This window comes from Cohnella zeiphila, from assembly GCF_014212055.1.
GTDB lineage: Bacteria > Bacillota > Bacilli > Paenibacillales > Paenibacillaceae > Cohnella > Cohnella zeiphila.
This window is the reverse complement of sequence record NZ_JACJVO010000035.1, coordinates 1-20622: the sequence shown is the minus strand read 5'-3', so window position 1 is coordinate 20622 and position 20622 is coordinate 1. Positions and strand designations below refer to the sequence as shown.

Annotated in this window: 14 protein-coding genes; 11 read left to right on the top strand and 3 right to left on the bottom strand. The window is 59.2% G+C overall.

The features are described from left to right. Window position 1 precedes the first annotated feature (1 nt). Window positions 2–877 carry an AraC family transcriptional regulator gene (locus H7C18_RS27305; RefSeq protein ID WP_185132303.1) on the bottom strand — a complete coding sequence of 292 codons (876 nt, stop codon included), beginning with the start codon at window positions 875–877 and terminating at the stop codon, window positions 2–4. Between the two features lie 140 nt (window positions 878–1017). Here H7C18_RS27305 and H7C18_RS27300 point away from each other — a divergent pair, with 140 nt between their 5' ends. Continuing rightward, the gene (locus tag H7C18_RS27300) at window positions 1018–3909 is read left to right on the top strand and encodes a family 78 glycoside hydrolase catalytic domain (protein WP_185132302.1); all 2892 of its coding nucleotides are present in this window, start codon (window positions 1018–1020) and stop codon (window positions 3907–3909) included. Between the two features lie 49 nt (window positions 3910–3958). Here H7C18_RS27300 and H7C18_RS27295 read toward each other — a convergent pair whose 3' ends face one another. After that, window positions 3959–6211, bottom strand: a complete 2253-nt coding sequence (locus tag H7C18_RS27295; protein WP_185132301.1) for an AraC family transcriptional regulator — start codon at window positions 6209–6211, stop codon at window positions 3959–3961. 298 nt (window positions 6212–6509) lie between these two features. Between H7C18_RS27295 and H7C18_RS27290 the strand changes: the two genes are divergently transcribed. The 4 genes from H7C18_RS27290 to H7C18_RS27275 are packed head-to-tail and all read left to right on the top strand — an operon-like array spanning window position 6510 to window position 10654. Continuing rightward, window positions 6510–7424, top strand: coding sequence for an ABC transporter permease (locus H7C18_RS27290; protein ID WP_185132300.1), 915 nt, complete (start codon window positions 6510–6512; stop codon window positions 7422–7424). 18 nt (window positions 7425–7442) lie between these two features. After that, complete coding sequence (locus H7C18_RS27285; RefSeq protein ID WP_238357993.1) at window positions 7443–8354, top strand: carbohydrate ABC transporter permease; 912 nt, start codon at window positions 7443–7445, stop codon at window positions 8352–8354. A 13-nt stretch (window positions 8355–8367) separates the two neighbouring features. Further along, entirely contained in the window at window positions 8368–9924 is a 1557-nt protein-coding gene (locus tag H7C18_RS27280; protein ID WP_238357992.1) for an extracellular solute-binding protein, read from the top strand. A gap of 25 nt (window positions 9925–9949) precedes the next feature. Beyond that, window positions 9950–10654, top strand: a complete 705-nt coding sequence (locus tag H7C18_RS27275) for an SGNH/GDSL hydrolase family protein (RefSeq protein WP_185132298.1) — start codon at window positions 9950–9952, stop codon at window positions 10652–10654. Here H7C18_RS27275 and H7C18_RS27270 read toward each other — a convergent pair. After that, window positions 10617–11699 (bottom strand): LacI family DNA-binding transcriptional regulator, encoded by a 1083-nt coding sequence (locus H7C18_RS27270; RefSeq protein ID WP_185132297.1) that lies wholly within the window; start codon window positions 11697–11699, stop codon window positions 10617–10619. The genes H7C18_RS27275 and H7C18_RS27270 overlap by 38 nt on opposite strands. Window positions 11700–12159: 460 nt before the next feature. Here H7C18_RS27270 and H7C18_RS27265 point away from each other — a divergent pair, with 460 nt between their 5' ends. From H7C18_RS27265 to H7C18_RS27240, 6 genes are all read left to right on the top strand, one after another. Continuing rightward, a complete protein-coding gene (locus H7C18_RS27265) occupies window positions 12160–13794 on the top strand; it encodes a hypothetical protein (RefSeq protein WP_185132296.1) in 1635 nt (544 codons plus the stop codon). Window positions 13795–13819: 25 nt separating this feature from the next. Continuing rightward, window positions 13820–14656, top strand: a complete 837-nt coding sequence (locus H7C18_RS27260; protein WP_185132295.1) for a sugar phosphate isomerase/epimerase family protein — start codon at window positions 13820–13822, stop codon at window positions 14654–14656. Between the two features lie 67 nt (window positions 14657–14723). After that, window positions 14724–15638: an ABC transporter permease gene (locus tag H7C18_RS27255; RefSeq protein WP_185132294.1), complete on the top strand. Its 915-nt coding sequence runs from the start codon at window positions 14724–14726 to the stop codon at window positions 15636–15638. A 77-nt stretch (window positions 15639–15715) separates the two neighbouring features. Next, window positions 15716–16558, top strand: a complete 843-nt coding sequence (locus H7C18_RS27250; RefSeq protein WP_238357997.1) for a carbohydrate ABC transporter permease — start codon at window positions 15716–15718, stop codon at window positions 16556–16558. Window positions 16559–16582: 24 nt separating this feature from the next. Further along, a complete protein-coding gene (locus H7C18_RS27245; protein ID WP_185132292.1) occupies window positions 16583–18229 on the top strand; it encodes an extracellular solute-binding protein in 1647 nt (548 codons plus the stop codon). Between the two features lie 71 nt (window positions 18230–18300). Continuing rightward, a partial coding sequence (locus H7C18_RS27240) for a glycoside hydrolase family 38 C-terminal domain-containing protein (protein ID WP_185132291.1) occupies window positions 18301–20622 on the top strand: 2322 nt, incomplete at its 3' end.

Genomic DNA, 20622 nt, shown 5'->3' with positions numbered 1-20622 from the left:
GTTATCGGCTCTTTTCCAGACGATAACGCGCGGGGGTCGTACCGGTCGCCCGCTTGAACAGGAGATGGAACCGCTTCGGATCGGAGAGGCCGACTCGGGACGCGATGTCGGCTACCGTGAGGGAAGACAAGGAAGGGTCGGTCAGCAGGCGGCAGCTGCGGTCGATTCTTTCTTTTTGCACGAAGTCGGTGAACGTTTGCCCCGTCCGGCTCCGCAGCAGCCGCTGCAGCTGCCGTGCCCCGATGCCCGCCCGTTCGGCCGCTTCGGACAGCGACAGCGCGCCGTGAAGACGATCGCGAACGTATTGCCGGACGGCATCCAGCCGGGCCGAAGGCGACGGCGGCTCCGGCTCGCCTTCCAGCGTCCGCTCCATCCCGATCAGGAGCTGGAGCAGCAGGCCGCACATCATCGTCTCGTACCCCGTTCGCTTGCTCTCGAACTCTCGCAGCAGGTCGTCGAACAAGGCGCCGAACTCGCCCGCCTTTTCGCGCATCCGGAACCATCCGTCCGTCCCGGCCAGAAGCTTGCGGAACCGGTACAAGCCGTGTTGCGCCGGCAGCATCGACGTGAGGAAACGGAACAACTGCTCGCCCAGCACGCAATTTCCGATCATGAGCGGCTCTTTCGGACGGGCGGAGGCGGGCCGGAAGATATGCGAGACGCCGATCGGAAGGAAAAACAGATCTCCCTGCCGGACGCGCATGACCTGGTCTTCGATATAATGGAATCCGGTTCCCGCCCACACATAGCAAATCTCGATAAAGTCGTGTTCGTGCACCGGCAGATCGAACCGCTCGCTTACACGGTTTACGTAAAGGGACATGTCCCCTTCGAAAAATTGCTCGCCCTTCTCCAGCATCGGGCTTGTCCGGCTCATGATCCCGCCTCCTGGCTGCGCCAATCGATCTGATGTCATCATAAACCCATCGAATGTCGCGATCAACCCATAACATGAGCCGCGATGTTTTTTACAATGAAGGGAGGCGGTTCTACTCTATTGGCAAAGGGCGTGTTCGCATGAATTGGCAGGCTTCCTGGATCTGGGGGGAAGGAGAAGAGAGCCCCCGCAACGAATGGCGCTGCTTCCGCAAGACGTTCGAAGTTCCGCGGCCGGCGACGAAGAGCGCCGCGCTGTCGATAACGGCGGACTCCCGGTACGTGCTTTTCGTCAACGGCACGCAGGTGGGAAGGGGACCGGTGAGGTCCTGGCCGTTCGAGCAAAGCTACGATACGTACGAGATCGGACATCTGCTGAAGCCGGGACGGGAAAATACGATCGCGGCGCTCGTGCTGCATTTCGGGCTGTCGACGTTCTATTACTTGCGCGGCCGGGGCGGTCTGCTCGTGCAATTGGCCGATGCGGACGGGACGGTGATGGCGGCGACGGACGGATCGTGGAAGACGTCCCTCCATCCGGGACAGCACCCCCGCGCGCCCCGGATGTCGTGCCAGCAGGGCTTCTCGGAATACGTGGACGCGTCCGCGCCGGGGGCGGATTGGATGGGCGAAACGTTCGACGATTCGGCCTGGGACGGCGCGAGCGTGCTCGGACCGGCGGGGATGGAGCCATGGACGGCGCTGAAGCCGCGCGATATTCCGATGCTGACGGAGGAGACGGTCTACCCGGCGCGCGTGGAGTCTCTGGCGAAGACGAAGTCGTTCGGGTTGACGACCGCCGTCGACGTGAGGGCGGCGATGGTGCCGGGCAGCGAGGATCACGCCAACCACGTTCGCTTCACCGGCTATGCGGCGACGCTCGTGAGGGCAAGCGGCCGGACGAAGGCGACGATCGGCTCCGTATTTGCGGGAGAGTGCTTTCGCGCCTGCTCGCTCAACGGCCGAGTGATCGCGGCCGACCGGTTCTACGGCGAGCAGCCGGAGCGCTACGCGGACGTCGAACTGAACGAAGGGGATAACCTGCTGCTGATCGACGTATCCGGACACGTCCATACCGGCGTGCTCCATCTGGGCGTTTACGCCGAGGAGCCGGTCGAGCTGGTCTTCGCGAATCCGGTTCCGCATCTGGCGGATGTCTCGCCGTTCTGCGCGATCGGGCCGTTCGACTGGGACGTGCCTCTGGACCATCAGCCAAGCCGGGCCTGGACATGGGAGGACCCCGTTTACCAGGCGGTGCTCGGAGAGGTTCGGGAACCGGCCGATCTGGAGAAGTACGGCGATCTCCTGCGGCCGATCGGTCTGAAGTACGTAGCCGAGGCAGACGTGTTCGGCTTATGCGTCTGGCGCAAGACGAATCTTCCGCTGGCCGTTCCGTCCGAGCTGCAGAATGCGGTCATCCCGAACGGCAGGGGGGCGGAAGTTCCGCTCTTCGAAGGCTGCGATACGGAGATCGTGATCGACTTCGGCAAGGAGTATTCCGGCTACTTGTCGTTCGAGATCGAAGCGGCGGAAGGGACGATTCTCGACTGGTACGGCTTCGAATACATGTCGGATTCCTACCGGCAGCATATGTTCGGACTCGACCACACGGTCCGCTACGTGGCGAAGGAAGGGCGGCAGACCTACGTTTCGCCGATCCGCCGCGGCTTCCGCTACCTGGCGCTTAACGTTCGCGGCGCCAAAGCGCCCGTGCTCGTAAGGGGGGTTACTCTTGCGCAAAGCAATTACCCGGTCGCCGAGGTCGGCGCTTTCGCCTGCTCGGACCCGCTGCTGAACGACATTTGGGAGATCAGCCGGCATACGACCAAGCTGTGCATGGAGGATACGTTCGTCGATTGCCCGGCTTACGAGCAGACGTTCTGGGTCGGGGACAGCCGCAACGAGGCGCTCGTCAGCAACTATTTGTACGGAGTGCAGGACATCCTCAAGCGCTGCCTGAGACTCGTTCCGGGCTCCCGAACGCAGACGCCGCTATACGCCGACCAAGTGCCGAGCGGATGGAGCAGCGTTATCCCGAACTGGACGTTCTTCTGGGCGATCGCCTGCCAGGAATATTACGAGCAGACCGGCGACCGCGCGTTCGCGGCCGAGATGTTCGGCCCGATCCGCTATACGATGGACCATTACTTGCAGCGGATCGACGAGCGGGGACTGTTCGCGATCAAAGGCTGGAACCTGCTCGACTGGTCGCCGATCGACCAGCCGAACGACGGGGTGGTCGCCCATCAGAACATGTTCCTGGCGAAGACGCTTCGCGTCGCGGCGTCGATGGCCGAGCTGGCGGGAGCCGGTGAGGACGCCTCCCGGTACGGGGAAGCGTCGAACCGGCTTGCGGACGCGATCAATCGCTGGCTCTGGGACGAGAGCAACCAAGCGTACATCGACTGCATTCATGCCGACGGACGCCGCTCGTCCGTCCTCAGCATGCAGACGCAGGTCGTCGCTTCGTTGACCGGCGTGGCCCAAGAGGAGCGCAAGCGTACGATCGAAGGGTATCTGCTGAATCCGCCGGCCGCTTTCGTCCAGATCGGAAGCCCGTTCATGTCGTTCTTCTACTATGAGGCGCTGGCGCAGATCGGCGAGACCGATCGGATCCTGAGCGATATCCGCCGCAATTACGGACAGATGATTCGGCACGGAGCGACGACCTGCTGGGAGATGTACCCGAATTTCCTGGAGAACCGCGCCAATCCGGAGATGCTCACCCGCAGCCACTGCCATGCCTGGTCCTCCGCGCCGGCGTACTTCCTCGGCCGCGAGACGCTCGGCGTGCGCAGCCTGGCGCCGGGCTGGACGAGCGTCGAGATCGCGCCGATGCCGTGCGGACTCGAGTGGGCGCGCGGCAGCGTGCCGCATCCGGCCGGCGGGCGAATCGACGTGCGCTGGACGGCGGATTCGGCCGCGAAGCGTATGGATTTGGACGTGACGTACCCGGCGGACGTGGACGTGCAGATCCGGCTTCCGGACGGATACGACGGACAGATTCGCAAGCGGGAGCTGGCACGCCTGTAAGCGGCTTGCGAATCATGCCGGGCTTCCGGCGTTCCGGGCGAGAAGGGAGTCAGCCGCTCCCTTCCGCTCCGACGTGGATCTCCCGGTACTGCTTCGGCGTCAGGTCCGTAAACTTCTTGAACGAGGAGAAGAAATGACCCTTGGACAGGAAGCCGCATTGACCGGCGATCTCCAGCACGGAGAGGCTGGTGGAGACGAGCTTCTCCTTCACCCGCTCGATTCGCTGCCGGAGCACGTAATCGGACAAAGAGACATTCTCGATTTCCTTGAACAGCTGCCGCACGTAACTGACCGAGTACGAGAAATTGCCGGCGATCTGCTCGACCGACAACTGCTCGTCGTGCAGATGGTTGTCCACGTATTCCTTGATCTCGGCTACGATCTCTTCCTTGCGGCTTAAAGACTTGGGGGCGTCGGTTCCTTCGGCAAGCGTGCGGACGACGTCCTCGAGCCAAATCTGAAAATCCTCCAGCGTGCGATAACGGTCGAGCAGCTGATGGACGCTGCCGATGCCTTGCGTCGCGCTGGATTTGGTAAAGCTTTTGAGCAGCTCGTAGGTGAAATAAGTCAAGTGAAGCTTCCATTCCCGGGACGGCATCCCTTGAATGAGCCTCAGCTGCTGGCGAAGCACCGTCACGGCCAGATCCTGGCGCCCGCTGCGGATCGTGCGAATGACTTCGGTCGCATCCAGCGCTTCGGAAGCGGCGGGATACCCCTCCATGAACTCCTCGTAATCGTTTTCAATGAAGATTCGGCTTTCGCCCTTCAAAAACCGGAGCATCGTCAACTCGTAAATATGATCGTAAACGGTCCGGATATTCGCTTCGAACTCGTAGGCGTTGCTGACGGCCACGGTCGTGTCGACGTTCAGAATGCGCCCGGTCTGCTCCCGTGCCTCCATCAGACGGTTCCGAAGCGGTTCGCCGTCGGATTCGCGCCCGCCGACGAGCAGAAGCAGATGATCCCCGCCCATATCCAAGCCTTCGGCAGCCAGAGAGCCCGCGCCGATCACTTCCTCCGCGATGTTCCGGATGGCGTACTTGATCAGCTTGCGCGACGGATAATCGTACCGTTCGCAAAAGACCGAGAACGCTTCGATCCGAATGACGGCCAGGAACAGCGCCTCGCAGGAGGCGAGCTTGGTGTTCCGCCGGATGTATTCCGCGTTATTGGGACCCGGCGTCCCGTGCAGCGCCCATTGGCTGAGCGATTCCGAACGGACAAGCTCGGATTGGTTCCTCATGGAAGCGTGAAGATGCTCCACGTTGTCCAGCAGCGCTTCGATTCCGTCGTCGATCCATTGAATGTCCGGCTTGAGCGCATCGCGGGAAGTCGGGAACTTGACCTTCCTCTGAAGCTTCTCCGACAGCGAGGTCAAAGCCCGCAAGGAGCGTCGCGAGCTCCAGAAGAACAGCAGCGAGACGATTCCGAGCAACAGGATCGTATCCTCGATCAGACGATTCCGGTACGAAGCGAGATGACGATTCAGAATATGGTATTCGTTCGAATAGTAGACCGTCCAGTCCTCGTAAGGCAGCTGAGCCGTATGAACGAACCACTTCTGATGCGGCAGCCGCACCTCGAGGGCGGTCCCTTGCGTTTGCCGCGCCGCTTGGTACAGCCGTCCGCTGAGCGTCTCGTCGGGTTTGCCCAGAATCAGGCCGCCGTTCCCGTCGAGAATCCGAATATCCTGTTCCGACGACAAGGATTGCCCGAACAGGAGATCGGATAGCATCGTCTTGTCGATCAGCAGCGCCAGATAGAAATCGGAAGATTTCTCCGGCGTGGCGGGCAGCAGCAAGGCGAGCTGGTCCGTTCCGTTCAGAGAATGATTGAAGAAATGCAAATAGGGATGCTTGTTCGCCTGGACCTGTTCCAGCATCTCCGGATCGGCGAATCTCGAGAACGGCAGGATGCCGGCTTTGGAGTCGACGACGAGTCCGCTCCGCAGGTTAATCAGATAGGATCTCTGGATGAGCGGTTCGGTCGACAAAAAATTGGACTGGGCGATCTGCGCCAGACGGTCGACGATCGGATCTTCGCCGGTGTTGAAAAACCAATTCTGGATATTCTGGTCGGCGTACATGCTCAGACCGTACGATTTCAGATTGCCGAGAATCGTATCCGCTTTCGAAGCCAGATTGTCGACTTCGTTCTGCGAATTGCCGCGAACCTCCAGCATCGAATATTTCGCGAATTCGGCAGACAAAAAATATACGAACGGAATCATCGAAAAGATGAGGATGCCGGTAAGGAAAAGAAAGGTGCGGATATAAGTTTTATGGAAAAAGGGCTTGATCATCGTATACGTACACCCCGCGCGAAATGATCGGATTTAGTATATCATAGGTTTCGCCCGGGCAGTACCGATTCCAAGGGCAGAACGCCTTCCAGCATAAGCACGATCCTCCTTCCTCGTGAAGTCCTCATTTTGACGATCGCCGAATGAAGACATCGGTCGGTCGCGCCCCGGCTCCGAATCCTTCGGTTCGATACTCGATTGGCGGAATGAAGACTATCGGCCCCATCCGAGCCCATGCATAATAAATGAGGCCGGTGCGGCGAGCCGTTAATCTGTGGACGGAAAGGAGGCGATTCAAATGAACAACTTGCTGAAAGACGCGATCAAGCAACGATACTTATACTCGATGGCCGTACCGGGGATCGTCTTTCTCGTCGTATTCTCGTACATTCCCTTGGCGGGACATGTTCTGGCTTTCAAGAACTTTCAGATCAGCCGGGGAATATGGGGCAGCAGCTGGGCGGGCTGGAACAACTTCCGCTTCTTCTTCTCCGGCCGGGATTGGATTCAGGTGACGGTCAACACCGTAATCTTAAACGCTTTGTTTATCGTATTCGAGATGGCCTTTGCGCTATTGATCGCGCTCTTTCTGAACGAGATTCGTCTGAAATGGTTTAAGCGAACGGTTCAATCCGTCGTGTTCCTGCCTTACTTTATTTCCTGGGTTGTCGTCGGCTATATGGCGTTCGTTCTGTTCAACAACACCGACGGGCTCGTCAACCATGCGCTGCGAAGCGTCGGGCTTCGGGACGTCGACTGGTATCAGACGCCGTGGGTCTGGCCGTTCATCCTGACGGTGACGCGCATCTGGAAGAACGCCGGATACCTCTCGATCATTCTGCTCGCCGCCATTGCCGGCTTGTCGGTCGATTACTACGAGAGCGCACGGCTGGACGGCGCCACCCGCTTCCAGCAGATGAGATTCATTACGCTTCCGCTGCTGAAGCCGCAGCTCATCATCCTGGTGCTGCTCGGGGTCGGCCGGATCTTCTACGGGGACTTCGGCATGATCTACGGAATTGTCGGGGATAACGGAATCTTGTTTCCGACGACGGACGTTATCGACACCTATTCCTATCGCGCATTGCGGCAGCTCGGGGATTTCAGCATGTCGTCGGCGATCGTGCTGTACCAATCCGTGATGGGACTGGCCGCGGTAATCTCGTTTAACGCGATCGTCCGGAGAATCGACAAGGACTCCAGATTGTTCTAGAGAAAGGTGGGGATGGGCATGATTCGTTCGGCAACGCCGGAAACGACTGCCCGATCGCGGCGCCGACCGTTCCGATCCGAGAAAGCGGCGGCGGCCGGGATCGGCTTGTTTCTGATCGTTTTTGCGCTGGCCTGCCTGTTTCCGTTCTGGCTGATGGTGATCAATTCGTTCGCCGTCGCCAAGAGCTTGGCCTTACACGGGTACGCCGTATTTCCGAGCGGCTTCACGCTGCAGTCGTACCGCTTCCTTCTTCAGGGCAAGCAATTGTTCCTCAGCTACGGCGTTACCGCTTCGGCGACCGTCCTCGGAACCGCCGCCGGCCTAGCGGTGACCGCGCTCTTCGCTTACGTGCTGGCTCATCCGAAGAACCGGTACGGCGGGTTTCTCTCGTTCATGACTTACGTGCCGATGATATTCGGTTCGGGTCTGGTCGGCTTCTATCTGCTCGTCGTCCGCTGGCTGCATCTGAAGGATACGCTGTGGGCGCTCGTGCTCCCTTACGTCATGAACCCGTTTTACGCGTTCATCTTCGTCTCCTTCTACCGCTCGCTTCCCTATGAGCTGAACGAATCGGCCACGGTGGACGGCGCGAACGAATGGGTCGTCTTCTTCAAGATCATCCGGCCGATCTCCACGCCGGTCATCGCGACGATCGGCTTGTTCTATGCGCTGCAGTATTGGAACGATTGGTGGCTGTCGCTGCTGTTCATCGACAACAGCGATCTGTACCCGCTCCAGCTTCTGCTGAGGCAGCTCATGTCGCAGATGGACCTCGCGTCGCTCAATCACGGCAACGTGCTGACCCTGCCGCCGTCGGAGGGGGTGAAGCTGGCGACCGTGTGCCTGACGATCGGACCGATTATTTTCGTCTATCCGTTTATTCAGAAATATTTCGTCAAGGGTTTGACGTTGGGCTCGGTGAAAGGCTGAGGATGAAAGACGAATGATTCATAAGAGAGGGGATTCGGGCATGGCTGCACTCAAGCGTCTGTTCCTGGCGGGGGCTCTGCTCGGGCTGACGAGCGCGTTGGCCGCATGCGGCGGCAATAACGGGGAGGATTCCTCCGGAGCGGGGAGCGGTTCCCTGCCGCCGGTTACGCTCAAGCTGGTCGTTCCGGGGGCCAAATCGGCCAACTTCGACGAAGTCATGGCGGAGGTCAACAAGCGGCTGAAAGCGGATTTGAACACCCAACTGGACTTGACGTTCATCGATTTCGCCGATTTGAACCAGAAGACGAACGTCATGCTGGCTTCCGGCGAGAACGTGGATTTGATCTTCGACGCTCCCTGGCTTCATCTGGACTCGATGGCTTCGCAAGGCTTTTACGAGGAATTGACCGATCTGCTGAACCAATACGGCCCCAACGTGCTGAAGACAAGGCCGCAGCAGATGTGGGACGCGAACAAGATCGACGGCAAGATCTACGGCGTGCCGCTCGGAAGCGCGTACACCCAGGCCCGATCGGTCTTCATCCGCAAGGATCTGAGAGAGAAGCTCGGCCTGCCTCCCGTCCGGACGTACGACGACCTAGAGAAGTACCTGTATGCGGTCCGCGACAAAGAACTCGGCATCACGCCGCTGATCGCGGGCGGAGACGACGTCACCTACAGCTGGGTCAATTGGCGAATCCGCGACGACACCGGCGTGAACATCCGTCCGACCAACGCGTTCGGAGCCAGTCTGATGCTCTATTACAAAGGGAACGACGGGAAAGTCTACAATCTGTTCGATACGAAGGAGCCTCAGATTTGGAACGACATCCTGGACGCGCGCAAGCTGTTTACGGACAAAGTCATGTCGCAGGACGTCCTGACGAACAAAAGCTCGCAGTCGGACATGCAGCTCCAGAACAAGGTCGCTGCCACGCCCGAGATGGCGTTCGGCATTCCGCAGGCGTTCAACGACAAGCTGAAGCAGGTCGTGCCTGACGGCGAGCTGGAAGCGGTCCGTCTGTTCGATCTGACGCCCGGAAGCAACCTGTCCAACTACAAGATGGACAATTTTATCTGCATCGTGAAGGCGAGCAAGCATAAGGACCGCGCGATGATGTTCCTGGATTGGGCGAACAAGCAGGAAAACTACGACCTGCTGGAGCACGGAATCGAAGGGAAGAACTGGAAGGCCGTCGGCGACCGTCAATACGATACGCTGGGCAACGACGGAGGGGTCGTCTCCTTCCAGCTGATGCTAAATCCCGCGCTGGAGCGGGATTGGGTCGGCACGGACGAGGAGACCCGGAAATACAACGGGTTCATCGCGAAGGCGGATAATTTCTCGAAGGATATCATGACCGGCTTTACCTTCGATCCGACCCCGGTCAAGAACGAAGTGGCGCAGTTCTCGACGATTCAAGCGAAATATTACAACGGCTTGTTTAACGGCGCGCTCGATCCCGACGACTATTTCTCCAAGTTCAAGGCAGAAGGGGAAGCGCCCCTCAAGAAGATTCAGACCGAGCTCCAGAAGCAGGTCGACGCGTTCCTGGCGAAGCAGAAATAAGCAGAGGCGAGAGGGAGGAAGCACCATGAAGTTGAACGACGGGCAACGGTTGGTCATGATCGGAGATTCCATAACGGATTGCGAGCGCAAATTTCCGTATGGGGAAGGCTTGTTTCAGGGGGTGGGCAAAGGCTATGTCGCCCTCTCGGATGCGATGCTTCAAGCCGCGTACCCGGAGCGGACCATCCGCGTAACGAACATGGGGATCGGGGGGAACACGGTACGGGATCTGAAGATGAGGTGGGCTTCGGACGTGCTCGCGTTGAAGCCGGATTGGCTGTCGGTCATGATCGGCATCAACGACGTTTGGCGGCATTTCGATCAGCCTGCGATTCGGGAATCGCACGTGGAGCTGGAAGAATACGAGCGGACGCTGGACGAGTTGGCGGAGAGCGCCCTTCCCGGGCTTCAGGGGCTGATCGTGATGTCGCCGTTCTATCTTGAACCGCATGCCGGGGATCCGATGAGAAAGAAGATGGATCAGTTCGGCCAGGCGGCGAAGCGGGTCGCGCAGCGGCACGGCGCCCGATTCGTCGACACGCAGGCCGTCTTCGAACCGTTCCTGCGTCACCATCATGCCACCCTGCTGGCATCGGATCGCGTTCATCCGTCGCTGGCCGGCCATATGGCGCTCGCCCGCGCCTTCCTGAACGCGATCGAATTCGATTGGAGCCGCATGGGCGAGGGGAATTCTATGCCTGCGACGGAGGAGCGACCGTATCGCGGATGACCAGGTCGGTCGGCAGCAGGATTTTCTTGTAGCCGTGCGAGTTGTCCCGGATTTCGAACAGCAGCTTGGCCGCTTCGTAGCCGAGCGTATCGAAATGCTGCCTGACGGTGCTTAAAGACACCTTGGCGAATTTGGAGCCTTCGAAGTCGTCGAAGCCGAACAGGGAGAGCTGCTCCGGTATTCGGATTCCTTCCGACGTCAGCCGATCCAGCGCTTCGAGGGCTCTCTTGTCGTTCGCGCAGAAGAGTGCGGTCAGCTCGCCGTTTCGAATCCGGGAGGCCAGCTTCCGGTAATCCAGATCCTTCTCCAGGTAGAGCCGATCTTCGTCAACGGGCAGCGACGCGTTGGCCATGGCGCTCCGGTAGCCGTTGTAGCGTTCGACTTCGGGACCGAGATGGAAGTCGTAAGCGGCGAATCCGATCCGGCGGTGGCCCTGCGCGATCAAATATTCGACGGCCTCGTAAGCGCCGTCGTGGTTGTTGCAGGCGACGCTGTTGACGGGATAGCCGGTCGGAAAGCGATCGAGCATGACGACCGGAATCGACTTGCGACGAAGCTCGTCCAGATAGCCTTTGGCCGCATCGGGATCGGAAGAATAGACGAGCAAGCCGCGGATCTCGGACGGAATCAGCTGCCGGACCAACTCGCGTTCCTGCTCGAAGTTGTTTTCGACGAATTCGATCATCAGCTTGCAGTCGTTCCGGCCGAGAAAAGATTGAACTCCCTTCATAATCCGCAAGTACGAGCTATCGTTGATCTCGAAGCCGGACAGGATGAACGCGACCAGATTCGAAGAGGTTTTGACCGCGGCGGCGTTCGGATTGGCCACGAAGCTGCCTTTGCCCCGGATGCGGTAAATGACGCCGTCGTTGACCAGATCGGTCAGCGCTTTGCGAACGGTAATCGAACTGACATCCAGCATTTTCGCAAACTCCGACTCGCTCGGAATCCGGTCGTCCTGGGAAATCTCGTTATTCTCGATCTGGGATAGAACGTAATCCTTCACCAGCTGGTATTTTGGCGACGCCGGCTCTTTCTTGTTCAATCGATTCACCTCAAGCAAGTCATTTCCTCGATTATAACCGACCTGAATCAAATAGTATACTAAGTAATCTTTGAATTTTATAGAACCTCTTGTTTGCGGCAGCGGGTCAATCGATTGAAAGGCGGGAATGTCCGAGTTTTATAGTGTATTTGTCGTAAATTCGCACCTCGAAAGGGCCAAAAAGGGTTTGCAAAAGGGGGAGGTCCGTATTAAGATGAAATCGAACCTAGTATGCTTTATTTTATTGGTTAGCATGATAACTTTGAAGGGGCGACATTAAAAATCAGCTTCGGTTCGGTCTATGTTTGTATGCGCTGCCATCAGACATCCCGAAGGAGAGGCGGAGAGGGGGCAGAGCTTTTCGAACGGCGGCAGGAAGTTGGAAGCAGCGCAATCGCGAGATTATCCCGGTTCCGGCATAAGAGCGAGGCCATCGTTATCTTTCATGGAGGGGATCTTGATGAGAAGGAATTCGTGGAGCAAAACCGGCTTGTGGGCTTGTGCGATGCTGATGGTTGCAACGTCTTCGGGAATGGCGTCCTCGGCGGCCGCGGAAGGCGGCGCGGCGCCGGATGCGATGACGGCCGCAGCCGCCGCCAAGGCGCAGAAGCCGTTCAAGATCCGGGTCGTCGATGCCGAGACGGGGCGGGGCATTCCGCTCGTGGAGCTGATGACGACCAACAAGATCAAGTATTACACGGACAGCGCCGGCTATGTCGCCTTTGACGAGCCGGGCCTGATGAATCAATCCGTCTTCTTCTTCCTGTCCAGCCACGGTTACGATTATCCGGCCGATTTCTTCGGCAACCGCGGCCTGGCCGTCGACGTGACGCCCGGAGGCAGCGTGACGCTGCAGATGAACCGGGTCAACATCGCCCAGCGCCTGTACCGAATTACCGGACAGGGCATCTATCGGGACAGCACGCTCCTAGGCTTGAAGACGCCGATCAAGGAACCGCTCCTGAACGGGCTGGTCATGGGGCAGGATTCGGTGCAGACGATCGAATACCGCAATCGCCTGTACTGGTTCTGGGGGGACACGGACCGCCCGGCCTATCCGCTCGGGAATTTCCGGGTTACCGGCGCCACGTCGAAGCTGCCGGGGAAGGGCGGTCTCGATCCCGACGTCGGCGTGGACTTGTCTTATCTAACGAACGACGACGGCTTCGTGAAGAGCCTGGTACCGCCGCTGCCCGACGGAGCCGGAATCGCCTGGGTGTTCGGCCTCATGACGGCCAAGGACGACCAGGGACAGGAGCGGCTGCTCGCCGGCTACAGTACGCACAATCCGGATTTAAGCGCTTTCGGCATCCTCGTCTTCAATGACGAGAAGAACGAGTTCGAACCGCTCGTCCAATTTCCCGACAAGAACGACTGGCGCCATCCGGGCGGGCAGGCGACCTATTACGAGGAGAACGGCAAAGGCTACTGGGTGTTCACCGAGCATCGAATGCCGAACCTGCGGGTGGCGGCGGACTACGATTCCATTCTCGATTACACGCAGTACGAAGCCTTCACCTGCCTGACGCCGGGCACGACGTACGACGGCGCGAACACGTCGCTCGAACGCGATGCCGGCGGCAACCTGGTATGGGGCTGGAAGCGCAACACGCCTCCGCTTCAGCAGGATCAGGAGAAGGAGCTCATCAGCCTCGGCTTGATCAAGGCGGACGATCCGCGCTACTTCCAGCTGAAGGACGCGGATACCGGTGACGAGGTTCAGATCGCCTCCGGCTCCGTCGAATGGAACGATTACCGCCAGAGCTATGTCATGATCGGGCAGCAGGTGGGCGGAACGCCGTCGGGACTCGGCGAGATCTGGTATGCGGAAGCTCCGGCGCCGCAAGGTCCGTGGACGACGGCCAAGAAGATCGTCACGCACAACAATTATACGTTCTACAATCCCGCTCACGACGAATTCTTCGACAAGGACGGCGGACGCGTCATTTACTTCGAGGGCACCTACACGAACACGTTTACGAACGCGGAGCCGACGCCCCGCTACAACTACAATCAGATCATGTACAGACTGGACCTGGACGACCCGAAGCTGGATCTCGCGCCGGTGTCCGGGCCGGAGGCGGCGACCCCGTAACGGCAACTGGAAGGAGGAAGATCGGATGATCAGAGGATTGACGCGCGCCGGACTCGGCGATGTCGGAACGGACGAACGATTGATCGCGCTCGCGGCGGCGGAAGGGTTCGGAGCGGTCGATATCGACGCGGCCGGGCTGGTCGGCCGCCTGGGCGCGGAGGGAGTGAACGGCCTGCTCCGGCGGCATGGAATGAAGATCGGAGCGATCGGGCTGCCGGTGGAATGGAGAGCGGGCGACGACGAGTTCCGCGCGGGTCTCGCGGGATTGACCGAAGCTGCCGCGGCGGCGCGGGTGGTCGGCTGCACGAGCTGCTGCACCTACATCTTGCCGTCCACCGACCATAAGCCTGCTCCCTTCATGGCTGCGGCCACCCGCCGTCTTCGCGTCTGCGCGCAAATTCTGGGCGCCTACGGCATCCGTCTCGGATTGGAATTCGTAGGGCCGCACCATCTGCGTACGGCATGGCGGTTCCCCTTTATCTGGACGATGGAAGAGACGCTCGATTGGATCGGCGCCATCGGCGAACCGAACGTCGGCCTGCTTCTCGACTCGTTCCATTGGCATACGACCGGCCTGAGCGCCTTGGACATCGAGCGGCTGAAGCCGGAGCAAATCGCGCATGTGCATCTCAACGATGCGCCGGCGGGGCCGGTCGAGGAGGCGCGGGACAACGACCGGCTGTATCCGGGAGAAGGGAGCATCGACTTGGCCGGATTCCTCGCGGCGCTGAACCGTATCGGCTATCGCGGCGTCGTCTCCCAGGAAGTGCTGCTGCCGGAGGCGCCGTCCGAGCCGCCGGAGCGGCTGATCGCCCGTTCCCGGGCCGGCTTCGATCGGGCGTTCGCCGCGGCGGGGCTATAAACGGTCCGGCCGTCGCTGCCGCCTGATCGGAGGCAGAGGAAGTCCGACACCGTAGGGAGGTACGACATTGGAGACAACGAGCAACCGGTTATGGCCCAAACTGTGGAGGCAGCGCTATCTCTATCTCATGGTGCTGCCGGGTTTTCTGACGGTATTGATTTTCAGCTATTTTCCGATGTACGGCATTACGATCGCATTCAAGGATTTCAACGCTTCCAAAGGAATCCTGGGAAGCCCCTGGGTCGGATTCAAATATTTCACGACCTTTTTTCACGACCCGCTGGCGTTCCGGGTTCTCAAGAACACGCTTCTGCTGGGATTGTATTCCTTGCTCTGGTCCTTTCCCGCGCCGATCATTTTGGCGCTTCTGCTGAACGAGCTCAGAAGCAAGCGCTTTAAAAAGATCGTGCAGACCGTCTCGTACTTTCCGCATTTTATCTCGGTCGTCATCGTGGCGGGGCTGCTGAAGGATTACTTGGCCCGGGACGGGCTGTTCAATCACCTCATCGCCCATTTCGGCTGGGGCCCGATCACGTTTCTGCTGGAGCCCGGCTACTTCCGGACCATCTTCATCTCCTCGGGGATCTGGCAGGGCGTCGGGTTCGGCTCGATCATCTACCTGGCCGCGTTAAGCGGAATCGACCCGACCCTTTACGATGTCGCGGAAGTGGACGGAGCGGGCCGCTGGAAAAAGATTTTGCACATCACCTGGCCCTGCATCCGGCCGACGACGGTCATCCTGCTCATCTTCTCCATGGGCGGCATTCTCGGCACCGATTTCCAGAAGATCATTTTGCTCTATGCGCCGGAAACATATAACGTGGCGGACGTCATCGGCTCTTATGTCTACCGGCAAGGGATTTTGGGCGCGAGATACGAGTACACGACGGCGATCGGCTTGTTCATGTCCGTGATCTCCTTTATCATCCTGTACATTACCAATTGGTTCAGCCGCAAAGTTTCGGAAACGAGTTTGTTCTAGGGGGGGCGATGAGGTTGAACAAGAAGAGAACCGAAAGCGCGGGCTCCCGAATTTTCGACGTCGTCAATATTCTCATCATGATCGTCATTCTGGTGGCGGTGCTGTATCCGATCCTGAACATCATCTCCACCTCCTTGAGCAGTTCCCGCTTCATCTCCTCGGGCAGCGTCACCGTCTGGCCGAAAGGTTTTACCGTACAGGCTTATAAGGATGTCTTCCAGGACCCGTACATCTTCAAGGGCTACGGCAATTCCATTCTTTACGCCGTCGGATCGACCGGCATCATGCTGATCTTCACCTCCTTGATGGCGTATCCGCTTACGGTGCCGGGCTTTATCGGGAAAAAGTTTTTTACGATCTTTCTCATGATCACGATGTTCTTCAGCGGAGGGCTCATTCCGACCTACCTGCTGATGCGCAGCCTGCACATGCTGGACACGGTGTGGGTCATGATCATTCCCGGCGCGGTCGGAGCCTATAACGTGTTCCTGTTCCGGACCTTCTTCTCCAACATTCCGGCCGAGCTGAAGGAATCCGCGCTGATCGACGGAGCCAACGACTTCACGGTTCTGTTCCGAATTATTATGCCGTTATCGAAAGCGCTGCTCGCGACGTTCGCCTTGTTCGGTCTGGTCGGCAGCTGGAACAGCTGGTTCGAAGCGTTGATCTACCTGAGGGATCAGGATAAGTATCCGCTGCAGATGATTCTTCGAAACTACTTGTTCGCGCTCGATACGACGGCGATTCAAGGACGGGTCGGAGCCGGCAACGTGGCGATCAACGGACCGGGGAACGCGCTCGATCCGAAAGCCATTCGCATGAGCGTCATCATCATCACGATGTTTCCGATTATGGCGATTTACCCGTTTTTCCAGAAGCATTTCAACAACGGCGTATTCGTAGGAGCCATTAAGGGTTGAATCATGACCAAGGGGGAAATATCCATGAAAAACAAAGCGAAGCTCGCGAGTCTCGCCGCCGTCTCGATGCTGGCGCTGACCGTGGCGGGCTGCAAGTCGTCGGACGATCAGGCGGCGGGAAGCGCTTCCTCGTCGGCAAGCGGCAATTCGGGCGGCACGCTCAGCTTCTCGGTCACGCTGCCGTCCAACGGCGTAGACAATGCGGGCAGCATGGTCGGCCAGGAATGGCTGAAGCAGATGGAAGCCAAGCTGGGCAAGAAGATCGACATCAAGTACAACTACATTCCCGCTTCCGAGTATGACGAGAAAGTGAAGCTGATGATCGCGAGCGACGACTTGCCCGATCTATTCATGACGCCGTTGTTCTACGATACGACGGATATGGCGAAGCAGGGCCAGATCCTAGAGCTGAGCCAGTACGAGAAAGACATGCCGAATTACATGAATTACCTGAACTCGGTGAAGAACGGATTGGCGCGCGTCACGAACGCCGACGGGAAGATGTACAAATTCATGGAAACGTCCAGGCCCCGGTTCCCCGCCGACAGCGGGATGCTCATCCAGAACGGGTCTTCGTACCGGTACGATGTGTTCAAGGACAACAATATCAAAATACCGCAAACGTTCGACGAATTTTACGACGCGGCCAAGAAGCTGAAGCAGCTGTATCCCGACAAGTATCCGGTCAACACGAGATGGAACGACCTGCGCATGCTCTTCTCGGCGGATCACATCAAGGCCGATATTTTCTGGGACGGAAGCAAGTACGAATACGGCATCTTCGACGACGGCTACAAAGACGCGCTGCAATTCGCGAACAAGCTCTATTCGGAGAAGCTGCTGGACCCCGAATATACGATCGATACGGACGACACGCTGAAGAAGAAGCTGCTGAACGGCGACAACTTCATGATGATGGCCGACTGGTTCACGACTCCGGGCGACTATACCCGAACCGCCAATGACGGCAAGATTTTCGCGATCTCGCTGTACCCGGACAACCCGAAATACGGCACGGCCTGGCAGGAAGTGGCGAACGTCAACACCCCGGACCTCGGCTGGGCGCAGTTCTGCATCAGCTCCAAGGCCAAAAATCCGGAGGAACTCATCAAGTTTATCGACCTGCAGTATACGGACGACGTGACGAGACTGCTCTCTTGGGGCATTGAAGGAACGACCTACAAGATCGGCGACGACGGCAAGCCGACGTTCGTCGATTCGATCAAGAACGCGCCGGACCCGTGGGTGGAAGGAGACAAGTACGGGATGCGGGCGAGCAAGAAGCACAGCCCCGGCCTGCAGATGTCGGTCGATTCCACGGCGTTCGTAGACTTCGCTCCCAAAGACTATACCGTGTTCGAAGGCAAATACGAGGAAGTGCCGATCGAGAAGTCGCCGTTTATCCGCAGTTTGCCGATGCCGAGCAACAAATATATCGCGCCGTGGTTCTCGGAGCCGCCGATTCAGTTCACGCCGGACGAGAGCCAGCAGATCTCGGAGATCATGAACCCGGTCAAGACATTCGTGACCGAAGAGCAGGCGAAGTTCGTCTCCGGCAAGAACAGCTTTGACGATTGGTCCAAGTTCATCGACAAGGTGAAGAAGATGGGCGACATCGATAAAGTGCTGAAGATCTACAACGATGCCGCGCAAAGAGTCCAATCCAAATAAGAGGAAAAAGACGATGCGGTCCCTCCGTCGCGCTTGGCGGCGGAGGGTTCGCGTTTGAGAAGAGGGATGAGATGAAAGCGGCGAAAACAGCTTATTTCGTGGACGGCTATCACGGCGGAATCAAGGGCCACATGCCGCTCGGCTCTTGGGCGGACGTGATCCGCAGGCTGGAGAACCGTCCGGACTGGCGAATCAGTCTCGACATCGAGCCGATCTCGTGGGAAGCGCTGCGGCGGACCGATCCCGCTTCTTACGCCAAGCTGAAGCGGTACTTGCTGGACGAGGCCGATTCGCGCGTGGAGATGGTAGCGGGAAGCTACGCGCAGCCGTTCGGCTGGGTCATCGGCGGAGAGAGCAACATCCGCCATCTTCTTCGCGGCAGAGAGATCATTCAGGAGCATTTTCCGGGCTTGACCGTCGACACGTACGCCACGCAGGAGCCTTGCTGGACCAGCAGTCTGCCGCAAATCCTGCGTTCGCTCGGCTACCGGCGTGCGGTGCTCAAGAACCCCGGCACGGCCTGGGGCGGCTATGCCGCGGGCTTCGATGCGGAGACGGTGCTGTGGACGGGGCCGGACGGCACGTCGATTCCTTGCGTGCCCCGTTACGCATGCGAAGAGCTGGTGAATTGCTGGGAGACGGAAGCCGGGTATATGGAGCCTTCGTTCGTCGACAAATGCGTGGAGCGGGGGATCCCTCATCCGGTCGGCAGCTTTCTCCAGGACCTGGGCTGGCCCGCCCGTCCGAAGCTGGACGGAGAAGAGATCCGGTACGTCACTTGGCGGGAGTATATGGACCGAATCGCGGAGAAGCCGAGCCGGGAATGGCATGTCACGCAAGAGGATATCCGGGGCGCGCTCCCTTGGGGAGAAGCGACGCTTCAGCGCATGGCCCGGGAAGTGAGGGCGGCCGAGAACAACCTCGTGCAGACGGAGAAGCTGGCTGCCCTCGCGAGCGTGCTGAGAGGCTTTCCTTATCCGGCGGAGAAGCTGCGTCAGGCCTGGGATCAGCTGCTGCTGGCGCAGCATCATGACGCCTGGATCTGCGCTACGACGAGAGAGGGGCGGGACAAGTGGGCTTGGCAGGCCGGCGCCGAGACGTGGGAGGCGGAGCGGCTGTGCGGGGAAATTCGCGACGGCGCGGCCGACTGCTGGCGCAACGAGCCGGACGAAGAGGGATCCGCCTGCGGCGTGCGCGTGTGGAACACGCTCGGAACCCCGCGCAAAGAGCTGACCGAGGTCGAAGTTCCCGCGCCCGAAGGCACGACGGCTTATATCGTTCGGAATCGGGAAGGGCAGCGGATTCCCTCCCAGCTGACGCCGACCCGAATCTATCGTCCCGACGGCAGCGTCAATGCGGGCAAGCTGATCTTCGAAGCGGAGACGCCTGCGATGGGCTTCGCCTCCTATACCGTCGAACCGGTCTCGGGCGATGCCGCCAAGGACGGGCAGGCCGCGCGTGCGCAGGCGACCGTTCGCGACGGCCGGGTCGAGATCCATACCGATCTGTACGCCATCCGGATCGACACGGCCCGCGGAGGCGTCGTCACGGAACTGTTCGATAAGAAGCGGAGCCGATCGGTTACTCCGGAGAGCGGCGGGAATGACTTTTTCAACGAATATGTCGGGTACATGATCGATCAGGAGCGATGGGCGAGCAGTACGGAAGGACCGGTATCCGTGGAATTGAAGGAGAACGGTCCGCTGCGGGTCGTCCTCGAGATGAAAGGGAGCTTCGCGGGCGTTCCGTTCGCCACGAGCCTGTCGGTCGCCGCCGGACAGAGAAGAATCGATTTCGGCGCGAAGTTTCATTACGAGAAAGAAACCTGGATCGGCGACCCATGGGATATCGAGCCGGAGAATCGAACCACCGAGAGGAGAAAATCGCATCATAACGACCGGTTCAAGCTGCAGGCGAAATTTCCGGTGCCGCTGCGCAACCGCAAAGTATTCAAGAATTCCGCGTTCGACGTAACGGAGGGCCGTCATGCCGATACTCATTTCGAGCGGTGGGACGACATCAAGCACAACCTTATTCTGAACTGGGTCGACGTGTACGACGAAGAGCGGAACGAAGGCTTCGCCCTCTTCTCCGACCATACGACGGGTTACGCCCATTCGGAGGAAGGCTCTTTGTCCCTGGTGCTGGGCTGGGGCTGGGAAGGCGGCTTCTGGTGGGGGAAGTGCCCGCTGAAAGGCGTTCAGGAAATCCGTTACTCCGTTCTGCCGCACGGCGACCGCTGGGACCGGGCGGGCGTGCAGCAGGAAAGCGCGAGCTGGAACGAGCCGCTCGTGCCGGTATTCGGGCAGTGGTCCGAACCCGGGGAGTCGAATTCCCTGATGTTCGTCACCGATCCGTCCGTCGAGATCGCGTCGTTCCAGCGGGGCGGGCGG